This is a genomic window from Paraburkholderia sp. JPY465, from assembly GCF_050436725.1.
Taxonomy (GTDB): Bacteria; Pseudomonadota; Gammaproteobacteria; order Burkholderiales; family Burkholderiaceae; genus Paraburkholderia; species Paraburkholderia youngii.
This window is the reverse complement of the sequence record NZ_JBNDMT010000003.1, coordinates 1,434,976-1,447,812: the sequence shown is the minus strand read 5'-3', so window position 1 is coordinate 1,447,812 and position 12,837 is coordinate 1,434,976. Positions and strand designations below refer to the sequence as shown.

Annotated in this window: 13 protein-coding genes; 10 read left to right on the top strand and 3 right to left on the bottom strand. The window is 65.0% G+C overall.

What is annotated here, in order from left to right:
• Position 1: 1 nt before the first annotated feature.
• The 8 genes from QFZ94_RS21260 to QFZ94_RS21225 all read left to right on the top strand — a co-directional run bounded on the left by QFZ94_RS21260 (position 2) and on the right by QFZ94_RS21225 (position 8,075).
• The gene (locus QFZ94_RS21260; protein ID WP_429459314.1) at positions 2-1,045 is read left to right on the top strand and encodes a DNA polymerase III subunit delta'; all 1,044 of its coding nucleotides are present in this window, start codon (positions 2-4) and stop codon (positions 1,043-1,045) included.
• Positions 1,046-1,094: 49 nt separating this feature from the next.
• Complete coding sequence (locus tag QFZ94_RS21255) at positions 1,095-1,610, top strand: N-acetyltransferase family protein (RefSeq protein WP_429459312.1); 516 nt, start codon at positions 1,095-1,097, stop codon at positions 1,608-1,610.
• Between the two features lie 102 nt (positions 1,611-1,712).
• Positions 1,713-2,504 carry a TatD family hydrolase gene (locus QFZ94_RS21250; RefSeq protein WP_429459310.1) on the top strand — a complete coding sequence of 264 codons (792 nt, stop codon included), beginning with the start codon at positions 1,713-1,715 and terminating at the stop codon, positions 2,502-2,504.
• Between the two features lie 46 nt (positions 2,505-2,550).
• Positions 2,551-3,282 (top strand): ankyrin repeat domain-containing protein, encoded by a 732-nt coding sequence (locus QFZ94_RS21245; RefSeq protein WP_429459308.1) that lies wholly within the window; start codon positions 2,551-2,553, stop codon positions 3,280-3,282.
• Positions 3,283-3,473: 191 nt separating this feature from the next.
• The gene (locus QFZ94_RS21240) at positions 3,474-3,830 is read left to right on the top strand and encodes a Rap1a/Tai family immunity protein (RefSeq protein WP_018431989.1); all 357 of its coding nucleotides are present in this window, start codon (positions 3,474-3,476) and stop codon (positions 3,828-3,830) included.
• Positions 3,831-3,984: 154 nt separating this feature from the next.
• Complete coding sequence (locus tag QFZ94_RS21235) at positions 3,985-5,208, top strand: mechanosensitive ion channel family protein (protein ID WP_368586287.1); 1,224 nt, start codon at positions 3,985-3,987, stop codon at positions 5,206-5,208.
• A 169-nt stretch (positions 5,209-5,377) separates the two neighbouring features.
• On the top strand, positions 5,378-6,790 hold the full coding sequence (gene otsA, locus QFZ94_RS21230; RefSeq protein ID WP_368586286.1) for an alpha,alpha-trehalose-phosphate synthase (UDP-forming): 1,413 nt from the start codon (positions 5,378-5,380) through the stop codon (positions 6,788-6,790).
• A gap of 217 nt (positions 6,791-7,007) precedes the next feature.
• Complete coding sequence (locus QFZ94_RS21225) at positions 7,008-8,075, top strand: glycosyltransferase family 4 protein (RefSeq protein ID WP_429459302.1); 1,068 nt, start codon at positions 7,008-7,010, stop codon at positions 8,073-8,075.
• A gap of 246 nt (positions 8,076-8,321) precedes the next feature.
• On the opposite strand, the gene QFZ94_RS21220 is transcribed toward QFZ94_RS21225, so the two are convergent.
• From QFZ94_RS21220 to QFZ94_RS21210, 3 genes are all read right to left on the bottom strand, one after another.
• Positions 8,322-8,909: a BPSL1445 family SYLF domain-containing lipoprotein gene (locus QFZ94_RS21220; RefSeq protein ID WP_026228012.1), complete on the bottom strand. Its 588-nt coding sequence runs from the start codon at positions 8,907-8,909 to the stop codon at positions 8,322-8,324.
• A gap of 381 nt (positions 8,910-9,290) precedes the next feature.
• Entirely contained in the window at positions 9,291-9,740 is a 450-nt protein-coding gene (locus QFZ94_RS21215) for a hypothetical protein (protein WP_368586285.1), read from the bottom strand.
• A gap of 231 nt (positions 9,741-9,971) precedes the next feature.
• Positions 9,972-10,271 carry a PsiF family protein gene (locus tag QFZ94_RS21210; protein ID WP_018431983.1) on the bottom strand — a complete coding sequence of 100 codons (300 nt, stop codon included), beginning with the start codon at positions 10,269-10,271 and terminating at the stop codon, positions 9,972-9,974.
• Positions 10,272-10,724: 453 nt separating this feature from the next.
• Between QFZ94_RS21210 and QFZ94_RS21205 the strand changes: the two genes are divergently transcribed.
• Both QFZ94_RS21205 and QFZ94_RS21200 read left to right on the top strand, forming a co-directional pair.
• Positions 10,725-11,024 carry a YciI-like protein gene (locus QFZ94_RS21205; RefSeq protein WP_368586283.1) on the top strand — a complete coding sequence of 100 codons (300 nt, stop codon included), beginning with the start codon at positions 10,725-10,727 and terminating at the stop codon, positions 11,022-11,024.
• A 581-nt stretch (positions 11,025-11,605) separates the two neighbouring features.
• Positions 11,606-12,811 carry a transposase gene (locus QFZ94_RS21200; protein ID WP_429459299.1) on the top strand — a complete coding sequence of 402 codons (1,206 nt, stop codon included), beginning with the start codon at positions 11,606-11,608 and terminating at the stop codon, positions 12,809-12,811.
• Positions 12,812-12,837 lie beyond the last annotated feature (26 nt).

Below are 12,837 nucleotides of genomic sequence, written 5' to 3'. Positions count from 1 at the left end.
GATGATCTATCCGTGGCAAGCCGATGACTGGAGCCGCCTGCAACAACTGCGCGGACACTGGCCGCACGCGTTGTTGCTGCACGGTCAGGCGGGCATCGGCAAGCTGCGCTTCGCGCAGCATCTCGCGCAGGGTCTGCTGTGCGAGGCGCCGCAGCCGAACGGCGAGCCGTGCGGTGCGTGCGTGGCCTGCAACTGGTTCGCGCAAGGCAATCACCCCGACTACCGCATCGTCGTGCCGGAAGCGCTCGCCGCCGAAGCCGGTCTCGCGAACGCCGCGAATGGCGCCGACGACAAGGCAGAAAAAGCCGAAGGTGACGACGGCAAGAAGACCCGCACGCCGAGCAAGGAAATCAAGATCGAACAGATCCGCGGTCTGCTCGACTTCGTCGGCGTCGGTTCGCACCGCGGCGGCGCGCGCGTGGTCGTGCTGTCTCCGGCCGAGGCGCTCAACGTCGCGGCCGCCAACGCGTTGCTGAAGACGCTCGAAGAACCGCCCGCGGGCGTCGTGTTCCTGATGGTGTCAGCGCGCATCGACCGTTTGCTGCCGACCATCATCAGCCGCTGCCGTCAGTGGCCGATGAGCGTGCCCGCGCCGGACGCCGCAGCGCCATGGCTCGCCGCGCAAGGCGTCGACGACGCCGCCGCGCTGCTCGCCGAAGCGGGCGGTGCGCCGCTCGCCGCGCTCGCGCTCGCCAGCGACGAGAACCGGCCGCTGCGCGACTGGACACTCAAGCAGCTGGCAGCCGGCGCCAACTGCGACGCATTCGCCTGTGGCGAGGCGCTGCAGAAGCTGCCGGTGCCGCTCGTGCTCGGCTGGCTGCAGCGCTGGATGTACGATCTGCTCGCGCAGCGCACGGCCGGCGCGCCGCGCTATTTCCCGCAGGCGTCGGCCGCGCTTGCGCGATGCGCCGCGCAGGCCGACGCCAATGCATTCGCGCGCTTTCTGCGCACCGTCACGCGCCAGCGCGCGGTCGAAAACCATCCGCTGAACGCGCGGCTCGTGTTCGAGGAACTGTTCATCGGCTATCGCGCGCTGTTTGCGTGAGCCCGCAGCCAGACAGCCTTCCGTCTCATTCCATTCAAGCCAAGCCACCATGAGCCTTTCCTACCGCGACGCCACGCTCGACGATCTGCCCGCGATCGTCGCCATCTACAATTCGACAATCCCGTCGCGTCAGGTCACCGCGGACCTCGAACCGGTCAGCATCGAGAGCCGGCATGCGTGGTTTCATGCGCACGGTCCGCAAATGCGGCCGTTGTGGGTGGTCGAAGATCCGCAGCAGGCGGGGCGCGTGATCGCGTGGCTGAGCTTTTCGGATTTTTATGGCCGTCCGGCCTACCAGCGCACCGCCGAAGTCAGCATCTATCTCGACGAAAGCGCGCGCGGCCAGGGTCTCGGCAAGCAGCTGCTGGCGGCTTCGCTCGACGCGGCACCGGGGCTTGGCATCGACACGGTGCTCGGCTTCGTGTTCGGTCACAATGAAGCGAGCGTGCGGCTGTTCCGCGGCTTCGGCTTCGACGCATGGGGCACGCTGCCGCGCGTTGCGGTGCTCGACGGCGTCGAGCGCGATCTGGTGATTCTTGGCAAGCGCCTTGCGCACGCGAGTTGAGCACGCGAGTTGAGCACGCTGCCTGAACATACCCAAGCTGTCCCAAGCGGCCCCGGCCACGCCGTCGCCCGGCCGCAAAGCCCTTTTTCGCAGGACCTGACCATGTTTGTCGACTCACATTGCCATATCAACTTCGAAGGACTCGCGGACCGTCTGCCGCAAGTGCTCGAAAACATGCGCAGCCATTCGGTGTCGCACGCGCTGTGCGTGTCGGTGGACCTCGAAACGCTGCCGTCGGTGCTCGATATCGCCAGCCGCCATGACAACGTGTACGCGTCGGTCGGCGTGCATCCCGATCACGAGCACATGCGCGAGCCGAGCGTGGCCGAGCTGGTCGAACTGGCCGAGCATCCGAAGGTCGTCGCGATCGGCGAAACCGGGCTCGACTACTACCGCCTCGAAGGCCGCTCGATCGCCGACATGGAGTGGCAGCGCGAGCGCTTTCGCACCCACATCCGCGCCGCGCACGCGACGGGTAAGCCGCTGATCATCCACACCCGCTCGTCGTCGGAAGACACGTTGCGCATCATGGCCGAGGAGCGCGCGGGCGTGCCGGGCGGCGTGATGCATTGCTTCACGGAACCGTGGGCCATCGCCGAGCAGGCGCTTGCGCAGAATTTCTACATTTCGCTGTCGGGCATCGTCACGTTCAAGAACGCGACCGATGTGCAGGAGGTCGCGCGCCGCGTGCCGCTCGAGCGTCTGCTGATCGAAACCGATTCGCCGTATCTGGCGCCGGTGCCGTATCGCGGCAAGCCGAATGAACCTGCGTACGTCAGTTATGTCGGACGCTTCATCGCGCAGCAACGCGAGATGTCGGACGAGGCGCTAGCCGCCGCAACCACGCAAAACTTCTTCAGGCTGTTCGGAATCGCCGCACCGGACGGCGTCTGAAAAAGATGAATTATCAAAGAGATAGGAAACTTTCATAAAGTACTATATGAAAAACATTTCGACGTTGTCCGCTGATTTTCAACCGCTGTACGCCGGGCCGGCCGCCCGGGCTCTCGCGCCGGCACGCCGTCTTGCGTGCGCCGCCGCGCTCGCCTGCGCGGCGCTAGTCGCGGTGCCCGCGCATGCAGCGCCGATCGACACGCTGATCAAGGCGGTCAAGTTCGACGACGTCAGCGGCGTCAACAAGCTGCTCGCCAAGGGCATGGACCCGAACAGCGTCGACAACCAGGGCATGCCGCTGCTCGTGATCGCCGCGCGCGAGAAATCCGACAAGGTCGCGGCCGCGCTGCTCGCGAACCCGAAGACCGACATCGAGATTCAGGACAAGGCCGGTGAGAACGCGCTGATGATGGCGTCGCTGGTCGGCGACCTGAACCTCGTGAATCTGCTGATCGCGAAGGACGCCGAGGTCAACAAGAAGGGCTGGGCGCCGCTGCACTACGCGGCTGCGAACGGCCACGACGACATCGTCAAGGTGCTGCTCGACCACTCGGCCTACGTCGACACCGGCTCGCCGAACGGCACCACGCCGCTGATGATGGCCGCGCGCGGCGGCCATGTGTCGACCGTCAAGCTGCTGCTCGACAACGGCGCGGACCTGTCGGTGAAAAACCAGATCGGCATGACCGCGCTCGATTTCGCCAAGACCTACAAGGAGCCGGACGTCGTCGAAGGACTCACGGCGCGCATGCAGCAGACCCAGCAGCAGAAGCAATGACGCTGTCGGCAGGCGGCGCGGCGCGCCCGCGAGGCCGTGCCGTTTTGCTGCGGTTTTGTCCGAGCCGCGCGGCAGCGGGCCTGCTGCCGCCGTGTAAAACAGTGCAGAATGACGACTTCGGCGCGCCGCGTAGCGCGCCGTCCGGACGCGGCAGAAAGACCGCGTGATAAACAACCCTGGAAAGGAACACCATGCTGCGGGCATTGATTTTCGCCGGCGCGCTTGCCTTGCCGCTTTCGGCAGCCGCGTTTACGGGAGGCGACCTCAACAAGCTGTGCACCAAGACGGACATCGCTTCGCGTAGCGCCTGCGCGGCCTACATCGAAGGCGCGGCCGACGGCATCTTCAACACGATCGACGCGATCGGCGGCACCACCGGTCCGCGCGTCGGCCAGTACTTCTGCCTGCCGCCGGATGCGCGCTCGGCGCAGTTGACCGACGCGGTGCGCAAATACATCGCGGAGAATCCGAACGCCGCGGGCTACAACGCGAGCACGGCGATTTCGCTGGGTCTCGGCAAGGCGTTTCCCTGCAAGAGCGGCAGCTGACCGATAACCGCCGCGCATCGAAGAACCCGTTGTAACGCCCAGGCGCCGTCGTGCGCCTCGGTGTCGGGGTCATCGCTCCCGCTGGGGCACCCCCGGATGTCAGTAGTCCCGCAGGCGCGCCGCCGCTCATCGAGCCCGGAGGAAGATGCCCGTTATGCCTACTATCGACGACTTCTACCGCGTGGCCGCCGCGCCGCTGCATACGTGGCTCGGCGCGCTGATTGTGACGGCCTTCGTGACGATCGTGGCGATCGGCGTTCACCGCTTCGGCGCGCGCGTCGTGATGCGTCTCGCGCAGCCGCATGCGCTGACGAGCGTCGTGCTGCGCTACATCGACAAGCCGTCGCTGTTCGTCCTCGTGATCCTCGTGCTCGCGTGGGTCTGGTCCGAGGCGCCCGATACCCTCAACTTCATCGAACCGGTGCGCGACATCACCGGCATCGCGCTGATCGCCGCGCTCACGTGGCTGTCGGTGCGCTCGGCCGCGGCGATCGGCGAAGCGATCATCCGCGCCCATCCGCTCGATAGCGCCGATAACCTGCAGGCGCGCCGCATCCATACGCAGGCGCGTGTGCTCGCGCGCTCGGTGATGATCGTGATCGTGATCATCGGTGTCGGCGGTGCGCTGATGACCTTGCCCAATGTGCGGCAAATCGGTGCGAGCCTGCTGGCTTCCGCCGGTGTCGCCGGCCTGGTCGCCGGTATCGCGGCGCGGCCGGTGCTCGGCAACCTGATCGCCGGTTTGCAGATCGCGCTGTCGCAACCGATCCGCCTCGACGACGTCGTCGTGATCCAGAACGAGTGGGGACGCATCGAGGAAATCACCGGCACCTACGTATCGGTGCGGCTCTGGGACCAGCGCCGCCTGATCGTGCCGCTGCAATGGTTTATCGAAAACCCGTTCACGAACTGGACGCGCAACAGCTCGCAAATCATCGGCACCGTGTTTCTGTTCGTCGATTACCGGATGCCGCTCGCCCCGCTGCGCGAGGAGCTCGCGCGCATCGTCGAGAATGCGCCCGAGTGGGACCGCCGCGTGCAGGTACTGCAGGTAACGGACTGCACCGAACGCGCGATGCAGTTGCGCGCGCTCGTCAGCGCGCCCGATTCCGGCCTCGCGTGGGATTTGCGCTGCCGCGTGCGCGAAGGGCTGCTCGATTTCGTGCACCGGCATTACCCGGAATACCTGCCGCGGGCGCGTGCGGAGGTGTCGGCGGAGCTGGAGACCAGCGGCGCGGGTCCGATCGACTGGCTGCCGCGCAGCCGGCAGGCGCCCGCCGGCAGCACCGCCGCGCATACCGAAGCCGATCCGGTGGCGAGCCGCCTCGGCCGCACTGGCGCGGCCGAAGTCCCGCATAAGGCGAAGGAACAGGCTTAGCCATGCGTTGCCGAGCGCCAATCACGAATCACGAATCGCTAATCACTAATCGCGACTCGCGGCCGCGCTCACGCCCAACGATGCGCGGGCACGCCGATTGCTGTTAACGGGCGCACCACGCCCGCGCAGTCGGCGCGGCGCACCGCAAGAACTACGGAGGACATGCAATATGGGCCGATTGATCGTCGTGTCGAATCGCGTCGCGACGCCGACGGAGACCAAGGGATCGGCGGGCGGACTGGCTGTCGGCGTATTCGGCGCGCTCAAGGATGCAGGCGGCGTCTGGTTCGGCTGGAGCGGCGATGTGGTCAGCGAGACGGTCGCCAATGCGGGGCCGATGCTCGAGCAGGACGGCGCGGTGACCTTCGCGACCGTCGGCCTCACGCGCAAGGACTACGACCAGTACTACCGGGGCTTCTCGAACGCGACGCTGTGGCCGGTATTCCACTACCGTAACGACCTCGCGCGCTACGAGCGCGACGAGTACGCGGGCTACCGGCGCGTCAACGCGTGGCTCGCGCACAAGCTGGTCAAGCTGCTCGAACCGGACGACATCATCTGGATTCACGACTACCATCTGATCCCGTTCGCCGAGGCGCTGCGCAGCGAGGGCGTGACCAACCGCATCGGTTTCTTTCTGCACATCCCGTTTCCCGCGCCGCAGATCCTGCTCAACATTCCGCCGCACGAGGAACTCGTGAAGTCGCTGTCGTGCTACGACCTGCTCGGCTTCCAGACCGCCACCGACCAGCAGGCGTTCCACGACTACGTGACGCGTCACGCGCGCGGCACGGTCAGCGCGGACGGCATGGTCGAGGCGTTCGGGCGCAAGCTGCGCACCGGCGTGTACCGGATCGGCGTGTTCCCCGATGAAATCGCCGAGCAGGCCAAGCGCTACGAAAGCCGCCAGCACGTGCTCGAACTGAAGCAGAGTCTCGAAGGGCGCAAGCTGATCATGAGCGTCGACCGGCTCGATTATTCGAAGGGGCTGGTCGAGCGGTTTCGCGCGTTCGAACTGCTGCTCGAACGCTCGCCCGAATGGCGCGGCAACGTCACGCTCGTGCAGATCGCGCCGCCAACGCGCTCGGACGTCGCGACCTATCAGAAGATCCGCCAGGATCTCGAATACGAGGCGGGGCGCATCAACGGCCGCTACTCGGGGCTCGATTACACGCCGATCCGCTATCTGAACCAGCAGTACGACCGCTGGAAGCTGATGTCGCTGTTTCGCGAGTCGCAGATCGGCTTCGTCACGCCGCTGCACGACGGCATGAACCTCGTCGCGAAGGAGTACGTGGCAGCACAGAATCCCGAAGATCCCGGCGTGCTGGTGCTGTCGATTTTCGCGGGCGCCGCGGCCGAGCTCTCCGGCGCGGTGCTCGTCAATCCGCACGATGCGATCGGCATGTGCGAAGCCTTGCAGCGCGCACTGCAGATGCCGCTCGACGCGCGCCAGCGGCGTCACGAGATCAACATGGCCGCGCTGCGCGAGAACGATCTCGGCGTATGGCGCGACAGCTTTCTCAGGGATTTGCGCAGCGTGCCCGTGCGTCGGCCGGGCGAGGGCGGGGGCCACAAATGACGACGCGGTGATGGCGGATGTAAGCCGTTTGTAACAGCACCGAGCAATTGCAAGACCTGCGGCTTTTCCACCGGCGCCAAGGAATAATCCTCCGTAGCGACGATGCATGCGGCGCTTAGGGACCGCGTGAATTGATCCGACGTCATGGCGCTGTCATACTCGGCGTCGCCGACGGCATCGCGATTGCGCGTCAGCTATCGGCTCACGGAGACACAATATGAAGATTGCGCAGATCGCCCCGCTGACCGAATCGGTGCCGCCGAAGCTTTACGGCGGCACGGAGCGGGTCGTGTCGTACATCACCGAGGCGCTGGTCGAGCAGGGCCACGACGTGACGCTGTTCGCGAGTGGCGACTCCGTCACGAGCGCGAAGCTCGAACCGGTGTGGCCGCGTGCGCTGCGGCTCGATCCGGGCATTCGCGACCGCGTCGCGCCGCACATGCTGCTGATGGAACTGGTGCGCCGCCAGGCCGAAGACTTCGACGTGCTGCATTTCCATCTCGACTATTACTCGTTCTCGGTATTCAAGCGGCAGGAAACGCCATTCGTCACGACGATGCATGGGCGGCTCGATCTGCCCGAGCAGCAGCCAGTGTTCGACACCTTCAACTCGGTGCCGGTGATCTCGATCTCGAATGCGCAGCGTCATCCGCTGCCGCAGGCGCGCTGGCTCACCACGGTCTATCACGGCCTGCCGGAGCAGCTCTATACACCGCAACCGGTCGAGCAGAAGTACCTCGCGTTTCTCGGCCGGATTTCCCCGGAAAAACGCGTCGATACGGCGATCCGCATCGCGGGCCGCTGCGGCATGCCGATCCGCATCGCCGCCAAGGTCGATGCGGCCGACCGCGAATACTTCGAGCGTGACATCCGGCCGTTGCTCGATCTGCCGTACGTCGAGTACATCGGCGAGATCGCCGATCATCAGAAGGCCGAGTTTCTGTCGGGCGCGCATGCGCTGCTGTTTCCGATCGACTGGCCGGAGCCGTTCGGTCTCGTGATGATCGAGGCGATGGCGTGCGGCACGCCGGTGATCGCGTTCAACCGCGGCTCGGTGCCGGAAGTGCTCGAAGAGGGCGTGACCGGGTTCATCGTCGAGGACGAGATCGGCGCGGTGGCGGCCGTCAACCGGCTGCACAAGGTGCCGCGCGCGGGCGTGCGGCGGCGCTTCGAGGAGCGCTTCACGTCGCACCGGATGGCGCGTCAGTATGTGGAGGCGTATCAGTCGGTGATTCGCACGCAGAAGCGCTCGCGGTTCAAGGTGATCGATTCGTCGGGCGCTTGACGCGGGACCATTCGCGCGTGTCGAAGCGAAGAACGGCGGTGCGCGAGGCGCGCCGCCGTTTTTTTTTCGCGCTCGGGTTTTCTCGCGTGTGAGCGCCGGCATCGGCATCGCACAACAAAAAGGCCGCGCGATGGCCCACACAGGGTCCCTCGCGCGGCCTTCGCCGCGATGCGATCCGGATGCAAAGCCTGCGCGCGTGTCGGGATGCGCGCGCAGGTGTTCAGGGTAGCGTGCCGGGCAACGCGCTCAGATCTTCAGCCGCGTGACCTTCGTGCCTTGCAGCGACACGTCGCCCATCAGGCCCGCGTTGGTCAAGACGAAAACCTGGACCGGCGCGGTGGCCGTGGTCGTGTCGACGGCGCCGTTCGCGCCGACCTTCACGAGCGCGACCGATGCATCGACGCCGGCCGACCAGCCGTCCGCGTTGCGGAATTTGTCGAGCGAATCCTGCGTCATGAACAGGAAGATCAGTGCCTTCGACTGCGCGCCCGCCGTCAGGCCGAACGAGCCTGACACGGTGCTGTAGTAGCCGACCGTCGCGCCGCCCACTCGCAATGCGCCTTCGCCATACTGACCGCCGACGATGAAGCCCGCCTGTATCACCGACGGGAACACCAGCACGCCGCGCGCCTTCGACACCAGCTCACGCGAGCCCGGCACGGTCGTGAACAGTCTGGACAGCGTGCCGTCGACGCTGGCGTCGATCGACTGTCGTTTCGAGGCGTTGACATGAGCATTGTCCGGAGTGTTGCCCGTCGTCGTGCACCCGGCGAGTGCAAGGCCTCCGAAAGCTAGCGCAGCGGTCGTCTTCAACATGAAGTGTCGTCTTTGCATCGTTTTTCTCCGTGGTGGATCCGGGGCGCAACCGTGTTGATGTCGCCTGGTTGCCTCTGAGTTATATCACAGCCTGGTGTAAAAGGCGCGTCGCGTGGCAACGCGAAAAGCCTTATGGGACAAGGGTTTGAGGCTAATCGTAAGGTGCTTTTAAGTAATTTTGACCGGCCCGCCGGGCCGCGTCGAAGTACGCCTCGGGCGAAGATCGGAGGAGCCGAAGCGGACGAGCGCCCGAGGCGTGGCGATTTTGGGGACGCTTCGGCGCGGCCCCGCGATGCGCCGGTTTTTACCGATTTTCGCGTCGTGCCGCGGTCCATCGACATGGAAATGAAAGTGTTGTTTCGACGCAGCAGATTGCAGTACGAACGGCGTGGCCGCCGCTCAGCCGTGATTCACCGGACTCTTGACCGCGGGCGGGCGCCGCAGCGCGCGGCGCACCATGCCGATGATCGCGCCGATCGCGAACAGGACCGCCGCCGGCACGATCCAATAGCCGACGAACGCGTGCCACAGATACGCGAACAGCGTCGAGCGACGCACGTTGTATTCGTTGATCGCGTCCTGCTGACGCGGCGCGTTGGCGGCCAGCACGTCGGCCGGGCAGCCGGCGGCTTTTGCCTCGTCGGGTTTGCCATGACAATGCGCGGGCGCGCCGGCGGCGCGCTGCGCCTGAGTGAAATTCCAGGTGGTCAGCGCGCGCTCGAGATCGACCGCGTTGTACGACATTTCCTCGCGGATCTCGTTGACCGCGACGATCGCCACAGGCACGGCCCAGAATATGATGACCAGCAACCACCGCCTTAACCAGCGGTTTTTGTGCTTCGATACCATCCTTGCCTCCGATCGATGCTCAGTAGCACCAACGACAAGATGGCGGCCCAGTTTTGATTGATTCTATATGTGAGGGTGGGCCGTCTCCGCAGCCATCATAGAAGAAAACGGCGCGTTGCGGCGGGTGGACTACGAAGCAGGGGGCGAGCGAAGCGCCGCGCGGGTGGAACGATGCACCGGCGCCGTGTCGACAGGCAGGGCGCCGGCTGGAGGAACGGCTACGCGTCTTGTTCAGTTGGCAGGCGCCGACGAGGACAGGCAGGTCTTCATGAACGCCTTGCGGTCGTCGCCTTTCTTGTCGCCTGCCTGCTTGTTGCACGCCTTCATCTTGTCCTGCTGGCTCATCGGCGCGGCGGCGGCCGGCTTCGCGGAAAGACAGGTTTGCATGAACGCCTTGCGCTCGTCGCCTTTCTTGTCGCCGGCCTGCTTGTTGCAGTCGGCCATCTTGGTCTGCTGGCTGTTCGCCGCGAACGCCGGCGATACGAGTACCGCGCCCAACACCAGCGTAGCGATAGCGGATTGGATTTTCATGGGACACTCCATCGGTGGTGAAAACGTTTCTGGTCGTTTATGCGCGCGGGCGACGCCGGCATCCATGGGCCCATCGGCGCATCCATTATGGCAAATGCCGTCTGCCAGAACGGCTCGAAATGCATTCCGGTTGACAGCGGTCCGCGCTCGTTTTCCCTGAGTGGCGCAGAGCAACCGGTGATGCGGCGTTTGAAACGGTCGAATGAAGGACCGCGCGAATTTTGTTATGCAATGCAGATTGGTTGCGCCGATTATTCCTTGCTTATTGAATAGAAATTACGGCTCGCGGTATTTGGATATATTGCTAACAGGCAATCAGGATTTCTACATTGCTGCGAATGCAACTTAATAGAAAATTGGCATGAAATTCGGTATCCGCCGTTGTGCCAAAATCGCGCTCCGATGCGTGCCGGGTCCACGTCGACAACCTTCATCCTTGCAAGGAGACTTACCATGCATTACCTGTTGATGTACGAGCTGGTACCCGACTATCTGGAGCGACGCGGCGAGTACCGCGACGCGCATCTGAAACTCGCCTGGGCCGCCGCCGAACGGGGCGAACTGCTGCTGGCCGGCGCGCTCACCGAGCCGACGGACGGGGCGGTGCTGCTCTTCACCGGCACCTCGCCGGCAGTCGCGCAAGCCTTTGCCGAGGCCGATCCGTACGTGCTATCCGGGCTCGTTACGCGCTGGCGCGTGCGCGAATGGACCACGGTCGTCGGCGAGCACGCATCGAAACCGGTGCGCCCGTAGCACGCTCGAAGCGACTTCGGCGTCTTTTCTCTCGCCTCGAGCTCCGCGCATGGGCAGCAGCCGCATGCGCGCCTCCGATTGCCTCCATGTCACCGCGCGGGTGCGTCGCCGTTCTTTCGCCGACGCTCGACAAAGCCGATCACATCGATCATTAAAATGGCATAGAAATGCGTGCTGGATCGGCAATTACATTTCTAAAGAGCATTCTGTTCGGTAATGCGGTATTGTGCATTGCAATAGAGCGATTCCGTGCCGTTAAAGCAGCGGCTTCTGTTACGGCAATACGAGAATCGTCGCAGCGAAACGGACAAGATTGTTTCTATCCGTAACACTTGTCTCAACTGTACTCACGCAAAGAACGGGATGGTATGCTTCGTGCACAAATTTTCCCGTGCACGAGTGAGACCGCGTTTTGTGCTTCGCAATAGGGAAGAGCCGCACCACGCGTGGGCGGACTACTTCAGCGAGCCGAACGGACAAAACAAATTTGTGCAACCGAGGGCCGCACACGGGTCGTGAACGCTGAGAACCCGTGGCAGGCCCAACGCCGCGGCCAGGCCAGGCCGCGTGGAGAAAATCCAATGTTTTTCGATGAGCTAAACAACGACGAATGGGCGCTGCTCGCGCCGCTCGTCTCCGACGAGCCGGCCGTCCGTCTGAACCGGCGCGGCCGGCCGCGCGCCGAACCGCGCATCGTGGCGAATGCGGTGCTGTGGATCATGACTACGGGTGAGCCGTGGTCGAAGCTGCCGGGCCGCTATCCGTCCGGTCCCACGTGCCGTCGCCGCTTCGAAGAGTGGCAACTGAACGGCACACTGCTGGAGATGGTCCGCCTGCTGTCGCAGCGCGGCCGCACCTTCGCGTACATTCCCCAGCCGGCGCCGCCCGTTACGGCCAGACCCGTAGCGCCGGTTGCGCAAACCCCGAGCCCGCGTGAAGACAACAGTCTGCGCGGCGTGTCGTGGAAGAGTCCCGAGTCGTGGCAGGCGCCCGGCGTCGCGAGCGCGTTGAGCCAATGGCGCACGGCCGATCCGATCGGCGACATCACGCGGCAATTGTCGGGGCTTGCGCCAGCGGCAGCGCCGGCTGCGCGCGTGGCGAGATCCGCGTTGGCCGCGGCGCCGGAGGGGGACGTCGAACCGGCCGCATTCGACACGGCCGAGATCGACCGGGCCGGCGAGCCGCGCCCGTCGCTGACGATGGCTCTCGCGCCGAGCGGCATGCAGGTCGCCGACTCGCGCGGTTATCTGATCTACGTGGTGGTCGAGGAAGTGCCGAATGCGATGTATCGCGGGTGGGCGGAGATCACCAGGGACGGCAAGCGTGTCGAGCGCTCCGGCCTCGTCGGCCCGCGCTTCGAGGATGCGCAGCACGCGCAGAAATTCGCGCTCGACTGGGCGCGTCAGTGGATCGATCGTGAATGCGCAACCGACGCAGCGGCCGCCGCGATGACCGATGCAACCGCCGCCGAGCCTTCGTCGGCAGCCGCATCGAGCAACCCTGTGCAGCGCTCGGCGAGCCGTTCGTTGTCGGGCCTGCGTCATGTGCCGGAACCGGCGTCGATCGATGGCGTCGCGAATCACCCGGCGAATCACGCCGCAAATCACGGCGCGCCGCTTGACGGGCCGCTGAAGCCATCACTGAATGCATTGCGCGGGCCGCTGCGCCGCTATCCGTCGGACACCGCGAGCGCGGGCGTAACGAGCACGCCCACGGTGACGACCGACAGCGGCACCGTGGAGCACTTTTCGGCGACCTACAAGGAACTGATCTCGTACGTGAGATGAACCCTGCGCACCCTGCGCCCGCTTGA